The sequence below is a fragment of the Pseudomonas sp. S34 genome (assembly GCF_009866745.1).
Taxonomy (GTDB): domain Bacteria; phylum Pseudomonadota; class Gammaproteobacteria; order Pseudomonadales; family Pseudomonadaceae; genus Aquipseudomonas; species Aquipseudomonas jessenii.
In genome coordinates this window covers 5962290-5984098 of record NZ_CP019398.1, presented here as the reverse complement: position 1 = coordinate 5984098, position 21809 = coordinate 5962290, and the positions used below count along the sequence as shown (strand labels likewise).

Annotated in this window: 19 protein-coding genes; 13 read left to right on the top strand and 6 right to left on the bottom strand. The window is 60.3% G+C overall.

Going from position 1 to position 21809, the window contains the following annotated elements; all coding sequences use genetic code 11:
• Window positions 1-21: 21 nt before the first annotated feature.
• From ssuD to PspS34_RS26875, 4 genes are read left to right on the top strand one after another with little or no spacing between them, the layout of a single operon-like run.
• Window positions 22-1170: an FMNH2-dependent alkanesulfonate monooxygenase gene (gene ssuD / locus PspS34_RS26890; protein WP_057712845.1), complete on the top strand. Its 1149-nt coding sequence runs from the start codon at window positions 22-24 to the stop codon at window positions 1168-1170.
• Between the two features lie 9 nt (window positions 1171-1179).
• Entirely contained in the window at window positions 1180-1962 is a 783-nt protein-coding gene (gene ssuC / locus PspS34_RS26885) for an aliphatic sulfonate ABC transporter permease SsuC (RefSeq protein ID WP_057712846.1), read from the top strand.
• The gene (gene ssuB / locus PspS34_RS26880; RefSeq protein ID WP_090452038.1) at window positions 1959-2765 is read left to right on the top strand and encodes an aliphatic sulfonates ABC transporter ATP-binding protein; all 807 of its coding nucleotides are present in this window, start codon (window positions 1959-1961) and stop codon (window positions 2763-2765) included. Before ssuC ends, ssuB begins: the two co-directional genes overlap by 4 nt.
• Window positions 2766-2798: 33 nt before the next feature.
• Window positions 2799-3014, top strand: coding sequence for a TOBE domain-containing protein (locus PspS34_RS26875; protein ID WP_007967989.1), 216 nt, complete (start codon window positions 2799-2801; stop codon window positions 3012-3014).
• 190 nt (window positions 3015-3204) lie between these two features.
• Here PspS34_RS26875 and PspS34_RS26870 read toward each other — a convergent pair whose 3' ends face one another.
• Together PspS34_RS26870 and PspS34_RS26865 are read right to left on the bottom strand one after the other, a co-directional pair.
• Window positions 3205-3837: a TetR/AcrR family transcriptional regulator gene (locus PspS34_RS26870; RefSeq protein ID WP_057712848.1), complete on the bottom strand. Its 633-nt coding sequence runs from the start codon at window positions 3835-3837 to the stop codon at window positions 3205-3207.
• A 277-nt stretch (window positions 3838-4114) separates the two neighbouring features.
• The gene (locus tag PspS34_RS26865; RefSeq protein WP_053163627.1) at window positions 4115-5491 is read right to left on the bottom strand and encodes a glutamine synthetase family protein; all 1377 of its coding nucleotides are present in this window, start codon (window positions 5489-5491) and stop codon (window positions 4115-4117) included.
• A 667-nt stretch (window positions 5492-6158) separates the two neighbouring features.
• On the opposite strand from PspS34_RS26865, the gene PspS34_RS26860 reads away from it, so the two are divergent.
• From PspS34_RS26860 to PspS34_RS26830, 7 genes are all read left to right on the top strand, one after another.
• Window positions 6159-7517, top strand: coding sequence for a glutamine synthetase family protein (locus PspS34_RS26860; protein WP_150813754.1), 1359 nt, complete (start codon window positions 6159-6161; stop codon window positions 7515-7517).
• Window positions 7518-7576: 59 nt separating this feature from the next.
• Entirely contained in the window at window positions 7577-8941 is a 1365-nt protein-coding gene (locus tag PspS34_RS26855; RefSeq protein WP_154860929.1) for an aspartate aminotransferase family protein, read from the top strand.
• Window positions 8942-9129: 188 nt separating this feature from the next.
• A complete protein-coding gene (locus tag PspS34_RS26850) occupies window positions 9130-10242 on the top strand; it encodes a polyamine ABC transporter substrate-binding protein (RefSeq protein WP_090452031.1) in 1113 nt (370 codons plus the stop codon).
• 188 nt (window positions 10243-10430) lie between these two features.
• A complete protein-coding gene (locus PspS34_RS26845) occupies window positions 10431-11528 on the top strand; it encodes a polyamine ABC transporter substrate-binding protein (RefSeq protein ID WP_057712852.1) in 1098 nt (365 codons plus the stop codon).
• A gap of 70 nt (window positions 11529-11598) precedes the next feature.
• The gene (potA, locus tag PspS34_RS26840; RefSeq protein WP_090452027.1) at window positions 11599-12741 is read left to right on the top strand and encodes a polyamine ABC transporter ATP-binding protein; all 1143 of its coding nucleotides are present in this window, start codon (window positions 11599-11601) and stop codon (window positions 12739-12741) included.
• Between the two features lie 35 nt (window positions 12742-12776).
• Window positions 12777-13658: an ABC transporter permease subunit gene (locus PspS34_RS26835; protein ID WP_173677919.1), complete on the top strand. Its 882-nt coding sequence runs from the start codon at window positions 12777-12779 to the stop codon at window positions 13656-13658.
• Window positions 13655-14545, top strand: a complete 891-nt coding sequence (locus PspS34_RS26830) for an ABC transporter permease subunit (protein ID WP_154860930.1) — start codon at window positions 13655-13657, stop codon at window positions 14543-14545. Before PspS34_RS26835 ends, PspS34_RS26830 begins: the two co-directional genes overlap by 4 nt.
• A 142-nt stretch (window positions 14546-14687) precedes the next feature.
• Here the strand turns inward: PspS34_RS26830 and PspS34_RS26825 are convergent, their stop codons facing one another.
• Entirely contained in the window at window positions 14688-15329 is a 642-nt protein-coding gene (locus tag PspS34_RS26825) for an HD domain-containing protein (RefSeq protein ID WP_154860931.1), read from the bottom strand.
• A 305-nt stretch (window positions 15330-15634) separates the two neighbouring features.
• On the opposite strand from PspS34_RS26825, the gene PspS34_RS26820 reads away from it, so the two are divergent.
• Window positions 15635-16600, top strand: a complete 966-nt coding sequence (locus PspS34_RS26820; protein ID WP_057712856.1) for a GlxA family transcriptional regulator — start codon at window positions 15635-15637, stop codon at window positions 16598-16600.
• A 145-nt stretch (window positions 16601-16745) separates the two neighbouring features.
• On the opposite strand, the gene PspS34_RS26815 is transcribed toward PspS34_RS26820, so the two are convergent.
• Both PspS34_RS26815 and PspS34_RS26810 read right to left on the bottom strand, forming a co-directional pair.
• Entirely contained in the window at window positions 16746-19145 is a 2400-nt protein-coding gene (locus tag PspS34_RS26815; protein ID WP_154860933.1) for a penicillin acylase family protein, read from the bottom strand.
• A 102-nt stretch (window positions 19146-19247) separates the two neighbouring features.
• Window positions 19248-19829 (bottom strand): DUF6436 domain-containing protein, encoded by a 582-nt coding sequence (locus PspS34_RS26810; RefSeq protein WP_057712858.1) that lies wholly within the window; start codon window positions 19827-19829, stop codon window positions 19248-19250.
• A 96-nt stretch (window positions 19830-19925) separates the two neighbouring features.
• On the opposite strand from PspS34_RS26810, the gene PspS34_RS26805 reads away from it, so the two are divergent.
• On the top strand, window positions 19926-20873 hold the full coding sequence (locus tag PspS34_RS26805) for an alpha/beta hydrolase (RefSeq protein ID WP_154860934.1): 948 nt from the start codon (window positions 19926-19928) through the stop codon (window positions 20871-20873).
• Window positions 20874-20984: 111 nt separating this feature from the next.
• On the opposite strand, the gene PspS34_RS26800 is transcribed toward PspS34_RS26805, so the two are convergent.
• Entirely contained in the window at window positions 20985-21737 is a 753-nt protein-coding gene (locus PspS34_RS26800; protein WP_057712860.1) for a DUF2059 domain-containing protein, read from the bottom strand.
• Window positions 21738-21809 lie beyond the last annotated feature (72 nt).

The following is a 21809-nucleotide window of genomic DNA, read 5'->3' as shown; positions in this document are numbered from 1 at the left end:
ATTCCCCAAGGAGACCACTCCATGAGCCTCAATATTTTCTGGTTCCTGCCTACCCACGGCGACGGCCATTACCTTGGCACCGCCGAAGGCGCCCGCGCCGTTGATCACGGTTACCTGCAACAAGTCGCGCAAGCCGCTGACCGCCTGGGTTTTGGCGGGGTACTGATTCCGACCGGACGCTCCTGCGAAGACTCTTGGTTGGTGGCGGCATCGCTGATTCCTGTGACCCAGCGTTTGAAGTTCCTTGTCGCCCTGCGCCCCGGGATCATTTCCCCGACGGTGGCGGCGCGTCAGGCCGCGACTCTGGATCGACTGTCCGGCGGTCGTGCGCTGTTCAACCTGGTGACGGGCGGTGATCCGGAAGAGTTGGCGGGCGATGGTCTGTTCCTCAGCCACGAAGAACGCTATCAGGCCTCGGTGGAATTCACCCGCATCTGGCGCCGGGTACTGGAAGGTGAAACCGTCGATTACGACGGCCAGCACATCAGCGTGAAGGGCGCGAAGTTGCTCTATCCGCCGATCCAGCAGCCGCGTCCGCCGCTGTACTTCGGCGGTTCCTCGGAAGCCGCGCAAGACCTGGCCGCCGAACAGGTGGAAATGGTCCTGACCTGGGGCGAGCCACCGGCCGCCGTCGCGGAAAAAATCGAACAGGTCCGTGCCAAGGCTGCCAAGCTCGGACGCACCGTGCGCTTCGGCATTCGTCTGCATGTGATCGTGCGCGAAACCAACGATGAAGCCTGGAAAGCCGCGGATCGGCTGATCTCCCATCTCGACAACGAGACCATCGCTCGTGCCCAGGCTTCGCTGGCGCGTTTCGATTCGGTCGGTCAGCAACGCATGGCCGCATTGCACGGCGGCAATCGCGACAACCTGGAGGTCAGCCCTAACCTGTGGGCCGGCGTCGGTCTGGTGCGCGGCGGTGCCGGCACGGCGCTGGTAGGCGATGGTCCGACCGTGGCCGCCCGCGTGAAGGAGTACGCGGATCTGGGCATCGATACCTTCATCTTCTCCGGTTATCCACACCTGGAAGAGTCGTACCGGGTGGCCGAGTTGCTGTTCCCGCACCTCGATGTCGAGCGTCCTGAACTGCCGAAGAGCGCCGGTTACGTCAGCCCGTTCGGCGAGATGGTCGCCAACGACATTCTTCCCAAAGCCGCGTCCCAGAGCTGAGGCGCGGTCATGAAGAAAATCATCCACAGCCTGGCGCCCTGGGCGTTGCCGGTGTTGTTGCTGGCGGTATGGCAGCTGAGTGTGTCGGCGGGTTGGTTGTCGACACGGATCCTGCCGGCACCCATCGCCGTCATCGAGGCCGGTGTAAGTCTGGTGCGCAGTGGCGAAATCTGGACACACCTGGCGATCAGTGGCTGGCGTGCCGCGCTGGGCTTCACCATCGGTGGTGGTATCGGCCTGACGCTCGGCTTCATCACCGGTCTGTCGAAGTGGGGCGAACGCCTGCTCGACAGTTCGGTGCAGATGATCCGCAATGTGCCGCACCTGGCGCTGATTCCACTGGTGATCCTGTGGTTCGGCATCGACGAGTCGGCGAAGATTTTCCTGGTGGCGCTGGGCACGTTGTTCCCGATCTACCTCAACACCTATCACGGCATCCGCAACGTCGACCCGGCGTTGGTGGAGATGGCGCGTAGCTATGGCCTGAGCGGTTTCAGCCTGTTCTGGCAGGTGATTCTGCCGGGGGCGTTGCCTTCGATTCTGGTCGGCGTGCGCTTCGCCCTGGGCTTCATGTGGCTGACCTTGATCGTGGCGGAAACCATTTCCGCGAGTTCCGGCATCGGCTATCTGGCCATGAACGCCCGGGAGTTCTTGCAGACCGACGTGGTGGTGCTGGCGATTCTGCTGTACGCGGTGCTCGGCAAACTGGCCGACCTCGCGGCCCGTGGACTTGAGCGTGTCTGGCTGCGCTGGCACCCGGCCTATCAGGTTGCCAAGGGAGGTGCGGCATGATTGCGGAGCAACCTCCACGCCTGCTGCGCGGCATTCCGCTGGCGGTGCGCAAGCTGCAAAAGACCTTCGGCTCGCGGCAGGTGCTGCGCGAGATCGACCTGCACATTCCGGCGGGCCAGTTTGTTGCCGTGGTCGGTCGCAGTGGCTGCGGCAAAAGTACCTTGCTGCGCTTGCTCGCCGGTCTTGATCAACCAACCGGCGGTGAGTTGCTCGCCGGTGCCGCGCCATTGAGCGACGCGCGGGAAGACACGCGGCTGATGTTCCAGGAAGCGCGTTTGCTGCCCTGGAAAAAGATCATCGACAACGTCGGTCTGGGCCTCAAGGGCAACTGGCGGCCGCAAGCGCTTGCAGCTTTGGAAGCGGTGGGCCTGGCCGATCGCGCCCACGAGTGGCCGGCAGCGCTGTCCGGTGGACAGAAGCAACGCGTGGCGTTGGCCCGTGCGTTGATTCATCAGCCGCGCCTGCTGCTGCTCGACGAGCCCTTGGGTGCGCTGGATGCCCTGACCCGAATTGAAATGCAGCAACTGATTGAACGGCTCTGGCAGCAGCACGGTTTCACGGTGTTGCTGGTGACCCATGACGTCAGTGAAGCCGTGGCGATTGCCGATCGGGTGATCCTGATCGAAGACGGCGAAGTCGGCCTCGACCTGCACGTGGAACTGCCGCGCCCTCGGGTTCGTGGCTCCCATCGACTGGCGGCACTGGAAACCGAAGTCCTCAATCGCGTGCTGGCGCTGCCCGGCCAACCGCCGGAACCGGAACCTGTTTCACCCTTGCCTACGCAATTGCGCTGGGCTCAATAACTCAAGTCTTACCCAACGACAGGAATCAACATCATGACGATCAAGGCCATCAACGTTCGCAACCAGTTCAAAGGCTCCATCAAGGAAATCGTCCTCGGCGACGTGCTGTCGGAAATCGACGTGCAGACCGCGTCCGGCATTGTCACTTCGGTGATCACCACACGCTCGGTGAAAGAGCTGGAACTGGCGGTCGGCAGTGAAGTGATCGCGTTTGTGAAATCCACCGAGGTGTCGATCGCCAAGTTGTAAGCCACATGCGTAAACAACAACCCCGAAGGGTTTGAGCCCTTCGGGGTTTTTCATGTGTTTGTCTTGAGCTGAGCGGTGCGGCCATCGCGAGCAAGCTCGCTCCCACAGGATTATTTGTCGTTCACAGAATCTGAATTCACTGAAGATCCTTGTGGGAGCGAGCTTGCTCGCGATGAGGTCAGTGAGCGCACTAGAGGTTCCGCTTGGGCAGATACGGTGGCAAATACAACCCCACATAAGCATCAAACACCCGCATCCCTTCCTCGGCCATGCGCGGCGTAATCTGCCCGTGCTGCTGCACCGAGCGCGCATACACCCGGTCGCCCAGCTCCATGGCCAGGGCGAACACATCGACATCACTCGGCAAGGTCGGCAGCTCGAAGTGATGGTCGAACAGCTTGTGCATCAGGTCGCCCAGTTCGATGTCGTGCTGGCGGTCGGCCTGGGTGACTTCGGTCAGGCCGTGCTGGGCCAGAATGAGTTGGCGGGCGGCAGCATCCTCTGCGTAGATGTCGAGCATGCGTTGTTCCACCAGTCGCGACAGATCGCGCCAGCCATTCAAGGCGTGGTGGTCGATAGGGGCTTGCAGGCAGGCGCGGAAGGCCGCATGGACGTCGGCGGTCAAGGCTTCGAGCAACGCCGGCACGCTGGCGAAGAAGTGGTAGACCGAGGAGGGCGGTATCTCCGCGCGCTCGGCGACGCTGTAGATCGACAGGCTGGCCACGCCCTCGGCAGCCAGCAGCGTGCGGGCCGCATCGAGTATCGAATCGATCCGGGCCTGGCTGCGTGCGCGGGGTTTGCGGGGGGTGGCTACGCGTGTCATTGGAGTCTCCTGCGGGGCTGCGGGCATTGTACGCAGAGCGCGAGGATGATCCATACCCTGTGGCGAGGGGGCTTGCCCCCGTTGGAGGGCGAAGCACTCCCAAACCCGGTAATCGCGGTATGTCTGATACACATGAGGGTGTATTTTTTGGGGCTGCTGTGCAGCCCAACGGGGCGGTGCGGCGTCCCGACAAGCCCCCTCGCCACAGGAGGCGGTGTTGGCCATAAAAAAACGCCGCAGGCTTTTACAGCCGGCGGCGTTTTTTTACTGCAACCGCTTACACGGTATGCAGGTACCAGTTGTACTCGAGGTCGGAGATGGAGTGTTCGAACTCCTCCAGCTCGCTCTCTTTACAGGCCACGAAGATATCGATGTATTTCGGATCGATGTACTTGGCCATGACTTCGCTGTCGTCCAGCTCGCGCAGTGCATCGCGCAGGTTGTTCGGCAGGCTCTGCTCGTTCTGCTCGTAGCTGTTGCCTTCGACCGGGGCGCCAGGCTCGATTTTGTTGGTCAGGCCGTGGTGCACGCCTGCCAGGACCGAAGCCATCAGCAGGTACGGGTTGGCATCGGCGCCGGCTACACGATGTTCGATGCGCACGGCGTCGGCGGAGCCGGTCGGTACGCGAATCGCCACGGTGCGGTTATCCAGGCCCCAGCACGGCGAGTTCGGCACGTAGAACTGTGCGCCGAAACGACGGTAGGAGTTGACGTTCGGGCAGAGGAAAGCCATCTGCGCCGGTAGGGTCTCGAGCACACCGCCGATCGCGTGACGCAGTGCGGCGTTCTGCTCGGGATCCTCACTGGCAAAAATGTTCTTGCCGTCTTTGTCGAGAATCGAGATGTGGACGTGCAGACCATTACCCGCCTGGCCTGGGTAAGGCTTGGCCATGAAGGTGGTGTCCATTTCATGGTCGTAGGCGATGTTCTTGATCAGGCGCTTGAGCAGGACCGCGTAGTCGCAGGCCTTGATCGGGTCAGCCACGTGGTGCAGGTTGACTTCGAACTGCGCCGGGGCACTTTCCTTGACGATGGCGTCGGCCGGAATGCCTTGCTCTTTGGCACCCTCCAGAATGTCCTGGAGGCAGTCGACGTATTCGTCGAGGTCGTCGATCAGGTAGACCTGAGTCGAGTGCGGACGTTTGCCGGAAACCGGCGAGCGCGGCGGTTGCGGACGACCGTTCACGTTCTCCTGGTCGATCAGGTAGAACTCCAGTTCGAACGCGGCACAGATGGTCAGGCCCATTTCGTCGAACTTGCGCACCACATTGGCCAGCACTTCACGCGGGTCGGCGAAGAATGGTTCGCCTTCGAGTTCGTGCATGGTCATCAACAGTTGCGCGGTCGGGCGCTTCTGCCATGGCTCGTTGCATAGGGTATCGGGGATTGGATAGCAGATTCGGTCAGCATCGCCGATGTCCAGGCCCAGGCCGGTGCTTTCCACCGTCGAGCCATTGATATCCAGAGCAAATAGAGAGGCCGGCAGGTTGATGCCTTTCTCGTAAACCTTGTGGAGGCTGGTGCGTTCGATGCGCTTGCCGCGCACCACACCATTCATATCCGCAATCAGAAGGTCAACGTACAGAACCTCAGGATGTTCCTTAAGGAACGCGTTCGCTTCGTTAAGCTGAACGGCACGCGGGGGTACCGACATGATGCAACACCTTTGTTGTTAAAAATATCAATCATTGATCTTTTCAGATTCCAGTCAACCCGAACGGCATGCCGAAGTCAAGTGAGGCCTTTTTTGCCCTAAAAAAGCGCCCGTGTGGCTTTTTTGAGGCACTTTGGGGCGTTTTTATGCCCTTGGCCTCTATGGCGCCCGCAGGCTTGAGCGGGCCGTGTTGTATTTTTTACGGGGGTGTTGTGTAAAAAAATGAACAAGGCTAAGCTCGAATCAAACCCATAACAGCAATAATACCGGGGTGCTTCATGTCTCGCCTGCCGATAATCGGCGTCACCGACTGCTCAAGACAGGTCGGTCGGCATGCTTGTCACATCAGTGATGACACGTCCGTCCGTTCCGTGGCCCCGGCGGTTCTGGTGATCCTCCCATCCGTGACGGTTCAACCGTCCCCGTCCGATATTCTGGACGGTCGCGATGGCACCCCCATTACGGTTACTCCATTCAATATAGAACCGATTCACAATAGCGGCCTGACCATTGTTCAGGGCACCGCTCGCGATTCTGCACGCCCGGCCTCTGCAGCCGTGTTGCCAAGCACGATAATCTGCCGCGCAAACGCTCTACAACGCGACGCCGATGCGTCAAACAACGCCTGACCTCAAAAGGGTCAGACAACTCAAGCCTAGAGGCATTTATGAGTAACAACCTCGACCAGCTCACCGATTGGTTGAAAAACCACAAGATCACAGAAGTCGAATGCATGATCGCCGACTTGACCGGGATTACCCGGGGCAAGATTTCGCCGACCAACAAATTCATCGCCGAAAAAGGCATGCGCCTGCCAGAAAGCGTTCTGTTGCAGACAGTGACCGGCGACTACGTCGAAGACGACATCTATTACGAACTGCTCGATCCGGCCGACATCGACATGATCTGCCGCCCCGACCAGAGCGCGGTGTACCTGGTGCCGTGGGCCATCGAGCCGACCGCCATCGTCATCCACGATACCTACGACAAGCAAGGCAACCCGATCGAGCTGTCGCCGCGCAACGTGCTCAAGAAAGTCCTGAAACTCTATACCGACAAAGGCTGGCAGCCGATCGTGGCGCCGGAAATGGAGTTTTACCTGACCAAGCGCAGTGACGACCCGGACTACCCGCTGCAACCGCCAATCGGCCGCTCCGGTCGCCCGGAAATCGGTCGCCAGTCGTTCTCCATTGAAGCCGCGAACGAATTCGATCCGTTGTTCGAAGACGTCTACGACTGGTGCGAATTGCAGGATCTGGACCTCGATACGCTGATCCACGAGGACGGCACGGCGCAGATGGAAATCAACTTCCGTCACGGCGATGCCCTGTCCCTGGCCGACCAGATCCTGGTGTTCAAGCGCACCATGCGCGAAGCCGCGCTCAAGCACGATGTGGCCGCGACCTTCATGGCCAAGCCGATGACCGGCGAGCCGGGCAGCGCCATGCACTTGCACCAGAGCGTCATCGACATCGAGACCGGCAAGAACATCTTCTCCAATGACGACGGGACCATGAGCCAGTTGTTCCTGCACCACATCGGTGGTCTGCAGAAACTCATTCCCGAGCTGTTGCCGCTGTTCGCACCCAACGTCAACTCATTCCGCCGCTTCCTGCCGGATACCTCGGCGCCGGTGAACGTGGAGTGGGGCGAAGAGAACCGCACCGTGGGCCTGCGGGTGCCGGATGCGGGGCCGCAAAACCGTCGGGTGGAAAACCGCCTGCCGGGCGCCGATGCCAACCCGTACCTGGCGATTGCCGCGAGCCTGCTCTGCGGTTACATCGGCATGGTCGAAGGCCTGAACCCGAGTGCGCCGGTAGTGGGGCGTGGCTATGAACGCCGCAACCTGCGCCTGCCGCTGACCATCGAAGACGCGCTGGAACGCATGGAAAACAGCGCGACCATCGAGCGTTACCTGGGCAAAAATTTCATCACTGGCTACGTTGCGGTCAAGCGGGCCGAGCATGAAAACTTCAAGCGCGTGATCAGTTCGTGGGAAAGGGAATTCCTGCTCTTTGCCGTCTGATACGCCGGGCGCCGCCGCTGCCTGGCGGCGCCTTCACGTGATTTTTTTAGGAGATTCGTATGACCAGCAACAATCCGCAAACCCGTGAATGGCAAACCCTGAGCAATGATCACCACCTGGCTCCGTTCAGCGATTTCAAGCAGCTGAAAGAGAAAGGCCCGCGGATCATCACCAACGCCAAGGGCGTTTACCTCTGGGACAGCGAAGGCAACAAGATCCTCGATGGCATGGCCGGCCTGTGGTGTGTCGCAATTGGTTATGGTCGCGATGAACTGGCCGATGCCGCCAGCAAACAGATGCGCGAGCTGCCTTACTACAACCTGTTCTTCCAGACTGCGCATCCGCCGGTACTGGAACTGGCCAAGGCTATCGCCGACATCGCGCCTGAAGGCATGAACCACGTGTTCTTCACCGGTTCCGGCTCCGAAGGCAACGACACCATGCTGCGTATGGTTCGTCACTACTGGGCGATCAAGGGTCAGCCGAACAAGAAAGTCATCATCAGCCGCAAGAACGGCTATCACGGTTCCACCGTGGCCGGCGCGAGCCTGGGCGGTATGACGTACATGCACGAACAGGGCGACTTGCCGATCCCGGGCATCGTTCACATTGCCCAGCCGTACTGGTTCGGCGAAGGCGGCGAAATGACCCCGGAAGAGTTCGGTGTGTGGGCGGCCAATCAGCTGGAAGAAAAGATTCTGGAGGTCGGCGTCGACAACGTCGGTGCCTTTATTGCCGAGCCGATCCAGGGTGCCGGTGGCGTGATCATTCCGCCAGAGACTTACTGGCCGCGCATCAAGGAAATCCTCGCCAAGTACGACATTCTGTTCGTGGCTGACGAAGTGATTTGCGGTTTCGGTCGTACCGGCGAGTGGTTCGGCAGCGATTTCTACGACCTCAAGCCAGACATGATGACCATCGCCAAGGGTCTGACCTCGGGCTACATCCCGATGGGTGGTCTGATTGTGCGTGACGAAGTGGTGGACGTGCTCAATGAGGGCGGCGACTTCAACCACGGTTTCACCTACTCCGGGCACCCGGTGGCAGCGGCTGTGGGGCTGGAAAACATCCGCATCCTGCGCGACGAAAAAATTGTCGAGCGCGTGAAGTCCGAAACGGCACCGTATTTGCAAAAGCGTCTGCGGGAACTGAACGATCACCCGCTGGTGGGTGAAGTTCGTGGGGTGGGTCTGTTGGGGGCCATCGAACTGGTCCAGGACAAGGCCACACGCAAGCGTTTCGAAGGCAAGGGCGTCGGCATGATCTGCCGTCAGTTCTGCTTCGATAACGGCCTGATCATGCGCGCCGTCGGCGACACCATGATCATCGCTCCGCCACTGGTGATTACACCGGCGGAAATCGATGAACTGGTGACCAAGGCTCGCAAGTGTCTTGACCTGACCCTGAGTGCATTGCAGGGCTAAGTGCTAGGCTCTGAGCGGAGGTACAAAGTTCTATATAGGAAGTAGAAGCTTTCGCTCAGAACTGTCAGAAAGCGTGGCCGTTTCCTTGAAAGACCGATGTGGATCTTGCCAGACTAGCCGCGGTTCCAGTTGCCCGGGTTCGGTCGCTGAACAAGTGGTTCAAAAAAGAAAAATTTGGAGCATTACGCATGAAGGCACTAGGTAAAAAGCTCGCTGGCAAGACTCTGCTTGCCATGTCCGTAATGGGTTTGATGGCCGGCGCGGTTCAGGCCGATGACAAAGTACTGCACGTGTACAACTGGTCCGACTACATCGCACCTGACACCGTCAAGAAGTTTGAAGACGAGTCGGGCATCAAGGTTGTCTATGACGTCTTCGACAGCAACGAAACCCTTGAAGCCAAGTTGCTGGCAGGCAAGTCCGGTTACGACATCGTTGTACCGTCGAACAACTTCCTGGCCAAGCAGATCAAGGCTGGCGTCTACCAGAAGCTGGACAAGTCCAAGCTGCCTAACTGGAAGAACCTGAACACCGACCTGCTCAAGGCCGTTTCCGTGAGCGACCCGGGTAACGAGCACGCCTTCCCGTACATGTGGGGTTCGATCGGTATCGGCTTCAATCCCGAGAAGGTCAAGGCTGCGCTGGGTGCCGACGCGCCGACCAACTCCTGGGACCTCTTGTTCAAACCTGAAAACGCCGCGAAGTTGAAGGCGTGCGGTATCAGTTTCCTCGATTCGCCAACCGAGATGATTCCGGTGGCATTGCACTACCTGGGCTATCCAACCGACAGCCAGGACAAGAAACAACTGGCCGAAGCCGAAGCGCTGTTCCTGAAAATTCGTCCTTCGGTAGGTTACTTCCACTCGTCCAAGTACATCTCCGACCTGGCCAACGGCAACATCTGCGTGGCCGTGGGTTACTCGGGTGACATTTACCAGGCCAAGTCCCGCGCGGAAGAAGCCGGTGGCAAGGTGAAAGTCAGCTACAACATTCCCAAAGAAGGTGCCGGCAGCTTCTACGACATGGTCGCTATCCCTAAAGATGCCGAAAACGTCGAAGGCGCCTACAAGTTCATGACCTTCCTGCAGAAGCCGGAAATCATGGCTGAAATCACCAACGCCGTGCGTTTCCCGAACGGTAACGCGGCTGCAACTGCGTTGGTCGATAAAGACATCACCAGCGACCCGGGCGTTTACCCGCCAGCGGACGTGCTGGCCAAGCTGTACGCGATTGCCGATTTGCCGGCCGCGACCCAGCGGATCATGACCCGCAGCTGGACCAAGATCAAATCCGGTAAATAAGCCGGTTTGATGCAACAACCTGTTGTCGTCACCCGCGCGGTGGCGGCAGCAGGTGTAATTAAATGACAGAAAGTTTTGCTGGAACGGTTTTTCGAGGGTAAGTTGCGCGCCGGTTTTGTTGCCGGGCAACCACGGTTGTCATGTAGCGCGGGGCAACTTGGGCCCAACTAATTTCAGAGGACCTCCACTTGCCTATTTTTTCTATGTTGCGCAATGCCATGCTGGTGGGTGCCGGGCTGACAGTCGCTGTCAGTGTCCAGGCCGCCGGTACCGTGCATATTTATAACTGGTCCGACTATATCGGCGAGACCACCCTGGCCGATTTCCAGAAAGAGACCGGTATCAAGCCGGTTTATGACGTCTTCGATTCCAACGAAACCCTGGAAGGTAAATTGCTGGCCGGGCGTACCGGCTACGACGTGGTCGTGCCGTCGAACCACTTCCTCGGCAAGCAGATCAAGGCCGGGGCATTCCAGAAGCTCGACAAGTCGCAGCTGCCGAACTATTCGAACCTCGATCCAGTGCTGCTCAAGCGCCTGGAACAGAACGATCCGGGCAACCTGTACGCCGTGCCGTACCTGTGGGGCACCAACGGCATCGGTTACAACGTCGACAAGGTCAAGGCTGTGCTGGGCGTCGATACGATTGATTCGTGGGGCGTGCTGTTCGAGCCGCAGAACATCAAGAAACTGCAAAGCTGTGGCGTCGCATTCCTCGACTCCGCCGATGAAATGATGCCGACAGTGCTCAATTACATGGGCCTGAACGCTAACAGCACTGATCCCAAGGACTACGAAAAGGCCACCGCCAAGTTGCTTGCGGTGCGGCCTTACGTGACCTACTTCCATTCCTCCAAGTACATCGCGGATCTGGCCAACGGCGATATCTGCGTGGCGATCGGTTTCTCCGGCGACATCTTCCAGGCCAAGAACCGCGCCGAAGAAGCCAAGAAAGGCGTGAACATCGCCTACTCGATTCCGAAAGAGGGTGGTGCGCTCTGGTTCGACATGCTGGCGATTCCGAAGGACTCGGCCAACGTCAAGCAGGCCCACGCCTTCATCAACTATTTGCTCAAGCCTGAGGTGATTGCCCAGGTCAGCGATTACGTCGGCTATGCCAACCCTAACCCGGGGTCGGACAAACTGATGGAACAGTCCATTCGCACCGACGAAGCGGTTTATCCACCGCAAGAGGTGCTCGACAAGACCTACGTGTCGGTCGAGTTACCGCCGAATATTCAACGTTTGATGACCCGCAGCTGGACCAAGGTCAAGTCGGGTAAATAGTTTCAAGGCTCAAACTATCCAAGGTTCGCTCACCTTGAGCGAACTGAAAATTTTGTTGGGAGTTTCGTAAATGGCAGTTGCCTCCGGCGCCTATAAGAAAGCCCTCGAGGGCGACCAGTCACCTAAACAGGTGCTGGTCAAAATCGACCGGGTCACGAAGAAGTTCGACGAGACGATTGCCGTGGACGATGTGTCCCTGGAAATCAAGAAAGGCGAGATTTTCGCCCTGCTCGGCGGTTCGGGATCGGGCAAATCCACTTTGCTGCGCATGCTCGCAGGTTTCGAACGGCCCACGGAGGGGCGCATTTTCCTCGATGGCGTAGACATCACTGATATGCCGCCATACGAGCGGCCGATCAACATGATGTTCCAGTCCTACGCCTTGTTCCCGCACATGACCGTGGCGCAGAACATCGCCTTTGGCCTCAAGCAGGACAAACTGCCGGCGTCAGAGATCGACGCCCGCGTGGCCGACATGCTCAAGCTGGTACAGATGAGCCAGTACGCCAAGCGCAAACCGCATCAGTTGTCCGGTGGTCAGCGTCAGCGTGTGGCCCTGGCTCGTTCCCTGGCCAAGCGCCCGAAGCTGCTGCTGCTCGACGAGCCGATGGGCGCACTGGATAAAAAACTGCGTTCGCAAATGCAGTTGGAGCTGGTGGAGATCATCGAGCGCGTCGGCGTAACCTGCGTGATGGTGACCCACGATCAGGAAGAGGCCATGACCATGGCCGAGCGTATCGCGATCATGCACCTGGGCTGGATCGCCCAGATCGGCAGCCCGATCGACATCTACGAAACCCCGACCAGTCGCCTGGTCTGCGAATTCATCGGCAACGTGAACATCTTCGAAGGCGAAGTGATCGACGACGCCGAAGGTCACGCGATCATTACCTGCAAAGACCTGGATCGTCAGATCTACGTCGGCCACGGCATCAGCACTTCGGTGCAGGACAAGTCGGTCACCTACGCGATCCGTCCGGAAAAACTGCTGGTCACCGCCGACATGCCGACCTGCCAGTACAACTGGTCCAGCGGCAAAGTGCACGACATCGCCTACCTGGGTGGGCACTCGGTGTTCTACGTCGAATTGCCAAGCGGCAAGCTGGTGCAGTCGTTCGTGGCCAACGCCGAGCGTCGCGGGCAGCGTCCGACCTGGGGTGATCAGGTCTACGTGTACTGGGAAGACGACAGCGGCGTGGTGCTGCGCTCATGAACATGCGCAAATTCAAGCGTCGACTCAATCGAATAATTCCCGGTGGCCGTCAGATGGTCATCGGGGTTCCCTTCATCTGGCTGTTCCTGTTCTTCATGCTGCCGTTCTTCATCGTACTGAAGATCAGCTTCGCCGAAGCGGACGTGGCCATTCCGCCATACACCGAGATCTACAGCTACGCCGAGCAGAAGTTGCAGTTGCTGCTTAACCTGGGCAACTACGCGATGCTGGCCGGTGACGAGCTGTACATCGCCGCTTACCTCGGCTCGTTGAAGATGGCGTTTTTCAGCACCATCCTCTGCCTGCTGATTGGCTACCCGATGGCCTACGGCATCTCCGTTGCCCGCAAGGAAGTGCAAACGGTGCTGGTGCTGCTGATCATGATGCCGACCTGGACCGCGATCCTGATCCGCGTTTACGCGTGGATGGGCATCCTCAGCAATAACGGCCTGCTCAACGGGTTCCTGATGAGCATGGGCTGGATCGACGAGCCGCTGCAGATCCTCAACACCAACCTGGCGGTCTACATCGGCGTGGTTTATTCCTACCTGCCGTTCATGATCCTGCCGCTGTACGCCAACCTGGTGAAGCACGACCAGAGCCTGCTGGAAGCTGCGTCGGACTTGGGTTCGAGCACGTTCAACAGCTTCTGGAAAATCACCGTGCCGCTGTCGAAAAACGGCATCATCGCCGGCTGCATGCTGGTGTTCATCCCGGTGGTGGGCGAGTTCGTGATCCCGGAACTGCTCGGTGGTCCGGAAACCCTGATGATCGGTAAAGTGCTCTGGCAAGAGTTCTTCAACAACCGTGACTGGCCGGTGGCGTCTGCCCTGGCGGTAGTGATGCTGGCGATCCTGATTGTGCCGATCATCCTGTTCAACCGCAGTCAGGCCAAGGAAATGGAGGGTAAAGAATGAAGCGCTTCCGTTTCTCCAGCCTGATGCTGGTACTGGGTCTGTTGTTCATCTACCTGCCGATGCTGATCCTGGTCATCTACTCGTTCAACGCCTCCAAACTGGTAACGGTGTGGGGCGGCTGGTCGATCAAGTGGTACGTCGGCCTGCTCGACAACAGCCAACTGATGGGTTCGGTGGTGCGCTCGCTGGAAATCGCCTGCTACACCGCCATCGCGGCGGTGGCACTGGGTACATTGGCGGCGTTCGTCCTGACGCGCATTACGCGCTTCAAGGGACGTACCCTGTTCGGTGGCCTGGTCACTGCGCCGCTGGTCATGCCTGAGGTGATCACCGGTCTGTCGCTGTTGCTGCTGTTCGTGGCCATGGCGCAGATGATCGGCTGGCCGCAGGAACGCGGCATCGTCACCATCTGGATCGCCCACACCACGTTCTGTGCGGCCTATGTGGCGGTGGTGGTCTCGGCACGCTTGCGTGAGCTGGACCTGTCCATCGAAGAAGCGGCCATGGACCTCGGTGCACGGCCGTGGAAGGTGTTCTTCCTGATCACCATCCCGATGATCGCGCCATCGCTGGCAGCGGGCGGCATGATGTCGTTCGCCCTGTCGCTGGATGACCTGGTGCTGGCGAGCTTCGTGTCCGGCCCGGGCTCCACGACCCTGCCGATGGAAGTGTTCTCGGCGGTACGTCTGGGGGTCAAACCCGAGATCAACGCCGTGGCCAGCCTGATCCTGCTGGCGGTGTCCATCGTGACCTTCCTGGTCTGGTTCTTCAGCCGTCGCGCCGAAGAAAGCCGTCGTCGTGCGATCCAGCAGGCGATCGAAGAAGCGGCAGCCGACTCGTGGAAGCAACCGGACGTGCGTCGCGCGCAGGCGCCGGAAACGGCTTGAGCCTGACGTCGGGTTGACCACGCTCTTGTGATCAACCCAATCCAAAATGTGGGAGCGGGCTTGCTCGCGAAAGCGTTGTGTCAGTCAATGTGGATGTAGACTGACACGACCCCTTCGCGAGTAAGCCCGCTCCCACATTTGCTTATGCGACCCAGGGAGATTTGCGAATGACCTCGACGAAGTTCATCGGCTTGAACCCCGGCTCCTGATCCACCAGCACATCAGTCTTCACATTGCCGAACGTGGTCTGCGGACGATGGCGCAAGCCGTCGGCAAACGCGCAGATGATGCACTCCTTGAATCCCTCGCCCCGTGGATGCGCATGCACCACCGCTTCGCGCTGCACGCTGGAAAACGCCGCGTAGTCCATGCCCAGCACGTCCATCTCGACGCCAGCCGTGACCAGTGCCACGGTGGGCCGTAAATGCTGAGGCACGCCCGGCGTGGTGTGCAGGGCAATCGATAGCCAGACCTGTTCGATGTCGTCATCGCTCAGTCCGTAAGGCTTGAGGAACGCCGCTGCCGCGTTGGCACCGTCGACTTCGAAGCGCTCGTTGTCGCTGCGATGACCTTGCACCAGTCCCAGGTCATGGAACATCGCGCCGACGTACAGCAACTCCGGGTTGTAGGCCAGTTGCTTGCGCTCGCCGCTCAGAGCACCGAACAGGAAGACCCGGCGCGAGTGGTGGTAGAGCAGGTCGGACTCGATGTCGCGGATGTATTCGGTGGTGGCCTTGGCCAGTGCGCTGTCGGGGATCTTGATGCCGGCGATGGTGGTGCTCATGGAGTTTTCCTCGTCGTGAACGCCTTGGCGGCGCTGAGGGTTTAAGTCTGTTCCGGCCCCGGAAACCGGACAATCGATCCATGGCTGCTATCCCGGCCAATGAGCGTGCATATCGTGCCAACCTCGCTTGTTGGGCGTGGATTGGCTAGGGTGCATGCAGACCCTGTAGGAGCGAGCTTGCTCGCGATGCACGTGAGGGCACCGCGTACATCCAGCCAGCTCCCGTCATCGTTGACGTCCATCGCGAGCAGGCTCGCTCCTACAGGTGAGCGTTGCAATCGGTGCCATGAGAGGCTCTTCGAACCATGAGTAAAACCGTAGCCATCGTGGTGTTCGCCGGCGTTCAGTCGCTGGATGTCACCGGCCCCATGGATGTGTTTTCCGAGGCCAATCGCTTCCTTGCCCCGCAGGATCACTATCGGCTGGAGGTGATCGGCGTCGAGCGCGGGATGATGGCGTGCTCCAACGGTTTGGCACTCAATGCCCATCGGCATTTCAGCGAAGCGCTGGAGCCGTATGACCTGTTGCTGGTGGCGGGCGGGCCGCAGTTGCCGTTCATGGATTTCGGCATGGCATTCGACGGCTGGTTGCGCGATGCCTGCGCGCGGGCCAAGCGCTTCGGCTCGATCTGCAACGGCGCGTTCATGCTCGCCCGGGCCGGATTGCTGGAGGGGCGCACGGTCACCACGCATTGGCAGGACGCATCGGATCTGGCTGCACTGTGTCCCTCCTCCCGGGTGGAAGCGGATCGACTGTATGTTGAGGACGGCGAGCTGTTCACCTCGGCCGGGGTCACAGCGGGGATCGATCTGTCGTTGTATCTATTGGGCCGGGATCACGGGCCGGAAGTTGCACTGAGCGTCGCCAAGCGGCTGGTGGTGTTCACCCAGCGTTCGGGCGGGCAGTCGCAATTCAGCCCGTTCCTCACACCCCACGCCGAAGCGGATTCGGCGGTAGCGATGGTGCAGCATTACGTGCTGGCCAACCTGACGGGCGACCTGGCCATCGCCGACCTGGCCAATGCCGCCAACATGAGTGCGCGCAACTTCTCCCGGGTGTTTGCCAGGGAAGCGAAAATCACCCCGGCCGAGTTCGTCGAGCGAGCGAGGGTCGATGCGGCGCGCACGCTGCTGGAAAGCACCCGTGCGCCGCTCAAGACCGTGGCCTATCAATGCGGTTTTCGCGATGCCCAGCACATGCGCAGTGTGTTCAATCGCAGGTTGGGGGTGACGCCGCAGCAGTTCCGGCTGAACTTTGCGGCGATGGTTTGAGCTGAATTTGTAGGCGTCTATCAGGGCCCCATCGCGAGCAAGCTCGCTCCCACAGGGGGTCTTTGTTGAACACAAATTTTGTGAACACCAGAAAACCTGTGGGAGCGAGCTTGCTCGCGATGACGCCAGCCCGGCCAGCAAAAATCTATGGTACAGCCCGCGCCGGCAACAGCTTCAACGTACTGCGGGTATTGGCCGTGATCTCTTCTTCATTGAGATGCGCCTGGAAGTACATCCCCTCGACGTAGGCCTCGGCCTGATCATCATAGTGGCTGTCGAACAGGACTCCGCTCTGGCCGACCGGGTTGATGGTCAGGCTGTGGGCCGGGTCGGCGAAGTCGATCAGGCGCCGGGTCGAAGGGCCGTAGGTGACGGGCCAGGGTGCCGGTCCGATTTTCGCCGAGAGGTTGTTCGGCACTTCATGACTGCCAGGTGCGGCGAAGGGGCCGACATTGAAGAACAGGTCCAGCGGCTTCTGCTGCCCGAGCGGATGGCCATGGGTCAATGTGTGCGCGCTGCCCCACTGCCATTGCGAGGCGTCTGCGCCGAGGGTGCTCTTGAGGTGCGCGAGGCTGGCTTGCCAGGCGGCCTTCACCGTGTCGGCACGGGTTTCCTTGCCGAGGGTGCTGCGGTTGTCCCACCACGGCGAATCGGCGCTGGCGGCCAGGCGGGGGAGCGCGGCGTCGATCACCCGGGTCGAGAGCAGCGTTTCGAAGAAGTCGTTACCCAGTTCATCGCGCATCGTCGCGTCAGTCAGGTTGAACAGGAACTGGTTGAACAGCGTGGCACTGGTCGAGTCGATCGGGTAATCGCCTTTCCACTGGGCCAGTTGCTCCACCAGTTTGAGTTCGGCGGGATCGCTCACCACTTCGCGCAACACCGGCAACAGCGGTGCCAACAGGCGCGGGCCGTAGGCGGTAGTGGTGCCCAGTTGCAGTTTCTGGCTGTTTTCCAGGTCCCATTTGATCGCTTTGTCGCTGAGCTGGCGATTGAGTTGCTGGCCGCGATCGGCAAGGTTGTAGTAGCCGGGAATCTCCATGCCGGTTGGCGACACCGGCTGGAAGTTGGCCGAGACGATGTAGCCCCGGGCCGGGTTTTCTTCCTGAGGGTTGGCGCTGAACGGGTAGAAGCCATCCTTGTCCGCCTCGGCGGTGCTGCCATCGAGGATGAACCACGGGCGTACACCCGCCGGGCGTTTAGGCAATTGTGCCGCCGCCCACCAGCCGATATCTCCCTTGGCATTGGCCCAGACAACGTTCAGGCCCGGGGCCTGGATTTTTGCCGCGGCACCACGGGCCTTGGCCAGGGTGTCGGCGCGATTGAGCTGGTAGAAACCCTCCAGGATCGGGTTCTGGCTTTCGAGAAATGCCCACCACATGGCAATCGGGGTTTTACCGACGCCGCTGCCCAAGGCATCGTTGACGATCGGGCCGTGGGGCGACTGACGCAACACCAGGGTGACTGGCGCCTGGCCCTTGACTGCGATCTGCTGCTCGCTGGTCGTCATGTCCACCCACTTGCCGCGATACCAGACCTGATTGGGGTTGTCCGGGTTGACCTTCTCGACGATCAGGTCGAGGTCGTCATTCTGGAACATGGTGATGCTCCAGCCGAAGTCGTGGTTCATGCCCAGCGACGCAAACGGCATCAAGGCCTGATAGTGGCCGTAGAGTTCGAAGCCGGGCGCCGAGAGCTGCGCTTCGTACCACACTGACGGCGCGGAAAAACGGATATGCGGATCACCCGCCAGCAGCGGCTTGCCGCTTTGGGTCCGGCTGCCCGCGACGACCCAGGCGTTGCTGCCCTCGAACTGTGGCAGGCCGTTGTCAGCCAGGGCTTGTTCGCTCAAGCGGGCGAGGGCATTGAGGTCTTTCCAGTCGGCGCTGGCCAAGGTGGTGCCGGTCCCGTTGAGCACGCCCTTGGGCTGCCAGTCGAGATCGAAGATGTTCAGGTATTGGGGCCCCAGTTGATCGCGCACGAATGTCAGCAGGGGTTCGGTACGAAATGCCGCAGCAAAACTGTAGGCCATGTAGCCGGCGATGCTGATGGTGTCCTGGGCCGTGAACGGGCGTTTTGGAATGCCCAGCACATCGAACTCCACGGGTTTGGCGTGGCTGTCCTGATACTGGTTGATGCCGTCCAGATAGGCTTGCATGGCGATGAAGGAGGGCGACTGCTTGTCGAGGTTCGCCAGGTAAGTTTCTGCGCGTTCGCGAATGCGCAGGCTGCGCATCAGTTTGTCGGTGTCGAGCAGCTTCGGCCCGAGCACTTCAGCCAGCTCGCCACGGGCCAGGCGGCGCAGGACTTCCATCTGGAACAGGCGGTCCTGGGCATGCACGTAGCCGAGGGCGCGGTACAGGTCGGTTTCGTTGTCGGCGCGGATGTGCGGGATGCCACGCTCGTCGTAGCGCACGGTGACGGAGCCTTGCAGGTGTTGCAGTTCCACCATGCCCTGGCGTGACGGCTGCTTGCTGTAGAGGTACCAGCCGGCTCCGGAGGCCAGCACGACGATCAACAGAGCGAGAGCGGTCAGGCTGCGTTTCATAAGAGTCCTTGTTGTTATTGTGATTCCTGATGCCACTGTGTAACACGGGGTGCCGATTTGGCGCATCGCCCGTAGGAGGGATTCGTATTACCTCGTCTTTCCCTATTTAGTTGGATCGACAGGCCACGGGCAGTAACACCCCACCGCCAGTGTGTGTGTGGCACTCACCGCACGGCCTTCATCCAGCGCTTGCAGGATCGGCTCGATAAAACTGTTGCTCGAGTTGCAGGTCAGGCCTTCGCTGTAGGGGCCGAAGTACGCCAGTTTGCCGCTGCGATCCCAGATCGCCACGGCCGGGCTGGCGGGGATCTGTTCGGAGCCGGGCAGGATGTCGATGGTTTTGAGGCTGCTCAAGGTGCTCGGCAATTGGCCGTGGCTACCGGGTTTTTGCACGGCATAGAATTCCACGCCATGGGGTAGGTAGCGCTCCACCAGCTCGGTCAGGTGTTGTTGATTGCCGACATTGCACGGGCAGGCCGGGTCCCAGAAATGCACAAGGCGGATGGCGCCAGGGCCGGCGAGGGATTCGGGAAGGCGCAGCGGATCACCGGAAAACATCGCGGTGTGCTCGCTGAACGCCCTCAGGTAACGCCCCTGGAACCAGTCGTAGGCCGCCCACAATACGCCAGCACACACCACGGCGAGCAGGCTGGCAAACAGGGGGGCGCGAAGGGGCGAGCGCATCGGTTCAATCCTCGAAGGGTGGCTAGCTTGCCATGCTTGCCGCGACAGATGAATATCGCAGGCCTATAAAGTCCGTTTCACGTTCTGGAATCGTCCATGCCGGCTACTTTCGACCCTGATCTTCTACGTGCAAGCCTGCTGCCATTGGCTGCCGGGCAGGCGTTGTCGGCGCAGGCGCAGGCTTACCAGCAATTCTACGGGCTGGATTTTGCCTCGCGTCAGGTGCGCAGCGGCCTTGGGCGATTCGAGGTCGACGGTTATGAGCTGGTCAGCCAGTTCTGGTGGCCCGAGCGAGCCAAGGCGACGCTGTTTGTCATCCACGGTTTCTACGACCACACCGGGCTCTATCGGCATGTGATCGAGTGGGCGCTGGACCAGGGCTTTGCGGTGATTGCCTGCGACTTGCCGGGGCATGGCCTGTCCAGTGGCGAACGGGCGAGCATCAAGGATTTCGCCGAGTATCAGGACGCATTGCAAGGGTTGTTCCGCGAGGCGCAATCCCTCGACTTGCCGCAGCCGTGGCACTTGTGCGGGCAGAGCACCGGCGGGGCGATCGTGATCGATCATGTGTTGAATGCGGGGGCGAGCAGCCCGGCCCAGGGCCAGGTGATTTTGCTGTCGCCGCTGGTGCGGCCGCGGGCGTGGGGTTGGTCGCAACTGAGTTATTACCTGCTCAAGCCTTTCGTCAAAGCCATCGCCCGGCGTTTCAGCGAGAACTCCAGCGACCCGGCCTTTCTGCCGTTTCTGCAGGCCGATCCGTTGCAGCCGTTGCGCCTGCCGACAGCCTGGGTGGGTGCGTTGGCGCGCTGGATCAAACGCATCGAGGCCGCACCCATGAGCACCCGCCGGCCGCTGATCGTGCAGGGGCAGGCCGACATGACGGTGGATTGGGAGCACAACCTGGAAGTGTTGCGGGGCAAGTTTGATCGGCCGCAGGTGCTGATGCTGCCCGAGGCACGACATCATCTGGCGAATGAGACGCTGGTGATGCGGCAGGAGTATTTCGGGTTTTTGACCAGGCGGATAAAAGGCCGTAATTCCTAGCGCCTGTTCTGGCCCCTTCGCGAGCAAGCCCGCTCCCACAGAGGGGCGGTGTGCACAGGTCCAATGTGGGAGCGGGCTTGCTCGCGAAAGCGGTCTATTTGGAAACGAAAATCACTGGGTCAGGTTCGAATTGCTCTGCCCCACCGCCAACCCCGCCCGAATCGCCGCCAGCGCTGCTTGATAATAAGCCTGGCCTTCCGCCGATTCGGCAAAGGTCGCGAACTCTTCCAGTTCGTTGTCCGACAGGTCGCGATAGACATACAGCAGTGTGTTGTTAAGGTCGCTACCGATCTGCTCCATCAGGCGCTGGCGCTGGCCGTTGAGCATGCCCTGGGCCTGACCGGCACCGAGCAATCCCGGGATCATCGAGCTCAGGCTGTCGGCGGCAACCCCGGCAATCGCCAGGCTGACTTCCGCGCCGGCCTCGCGTGCGGGCAGGGCTTGTGCCAAATGGCCGATGATCAACATGCGGCTGTCGCTGGCCTGCATCTTCGGCAGACCCTTGGCGTTTTTTGCCAGTTGGTCGCGACGGGTCGCCAGCAACTCGGCGGCGACGATTTTCTTGCCCAGGGGCGACTGGAAAAACGTCAGCGCGGGTTTGGGGTCGGCGAGGTTCTTGCGCAATTGCGCTTCGGCGCGCTGGTCCACGGCCTTGGCGGAAAATCGCTGATTGCTGTTGCTGACCAGTGCCTGAAACACCGCCGGAGGCAGGCTGCCCTGGTAGCGTTGCTGAGCAGCCGAGAGGGCATCGCTGAAATGCGCGCGTTGTTCCGGCCAGCCGGCGACCTTGTACAACTGATCGTGGCCGTCTGCCCAGGCGGGCAAAACGCAGAACATCAGCAGGGATAAAAGCAAACGGCGCATAGGGACTCCAGTCAGCAGGCGACTATTCTCCGTGTGGCACCCCTGCTTGTCGAGAATTCGTATCAACCCGCT

Coding starts and splice junctions, on each gene's coding strand:
- potA (WP_090452027.1), top strand. CDS start 11,599: ATGGCAGTTGCCTCCGGCGCCTATAAGAAAGCCCTCGAGGGCGACCAG.
- PspS34_RS26850 (WP_090452031.1), top strand. CDS start 9,130: ATGAAGGCACTAGGTAAAAAGCTCGCTGGCAAGACTCTGCTTGCCATG.
- ssuB (WP_090452038.1), top strand. CDS start 1,959: ATGATTGCGGAGCAACCTCCACGCCTGCTGCGCGGCATTCCGCTGGCG.
- PspS34_RS26805 (WP_154860934.1), top strand. CDS start 19,926: ATGCCGGCTACTTTCGACCCTGATCTTCTACGTGCAAGCCTGCTGCCA.
- PspS34_RS26865 (WP_053163627.1), bottom strand. CDS start 5,491: ATGTCGGTACCCCCGCGTGCCGTTCAGCTTAACGAAGCGAACGCGTTC.
- PspS34_RS26825 (WP_154860931.1), bottom strand. CDS start 15,329: ATGAGCACCACCATCGCCGGCATCAAGATCCCCGACAGCGCACTGGCC.
- PspS34_RS26820 (WP_057712856.1), top strand. CDS start 15,635: ATGAGTAAAACCGTAGCCATCGTGGTGTTCGCCGGCGTTCAGTCGCTG.
- PspS34_RS26875 (WP_007967989.1), top strand. CDS start 2,799: ATGACGATCAAGGCCATCAACGTTCGCAACCAGTTCAAAGGCTCCATC.
- PspS34_RS26855 (WP_154860929.1), top strand. CDS start 7,577: ATGACCAGCAACAATCCGCAAACCCGTGAATGGCAAACCCTGAGCAAT.
- PspS34_RS26870 (WP_057712848.1), bottom strand. CDS start 3,837: ATGACACGCGTAGCCACCCCCCGCAAACCCCGCGCACGCAGCCAGGCC.
- PspS34_RS26810 (WP_057712858.1), bottom strand. CDS start 19,829: ATGCGCTCGCCCCTTCGCGCCCCCCTGTTTGCCAGCCTGCTCGCCGTG.
- PspS34_RS26860 (WP_150813754.1), top strand. CDS start 6,159: ATGAGTAACAACCTCGACCAGCTCACCGATTGGTTGAAAAACCACAAG.
- PspS34_RS26815 (WP_154860933.1), bottom strand. CDS start 19,145: ATGAAACGCAGCCTGACCGCTCTCGCTCTGTTGATCGTCGTGCTGGCC.
- ssuD (WP_057712845.1), top strand. CDS start 22: ATGAGCCTCAATATTTTCTGGTTCCTGCCTACCCACGGCGACGGCCAT.
- PspS34_RS26830 (WP_154860930.1), top strand. CDS start 13,655: ATGAAGCGCTTCCGTTTCTCCAGCCTGATGCTGGTACTGGGTCTGTTG.
- ssuC (WP_057712846.1), top strand. CDS start 1,180: ATGAAGAAAATCATCCACAGCCTGGCGCCCTGGGCGTTGCCGGTGTTG.
- PspS34_RS26800 (WP_057712860.1), bottom strand. CDS start 21,737: ATGCGCCGTTTGCTTTTATCCCTGCTGATGTTCTGCGTTTTGCCCGCC.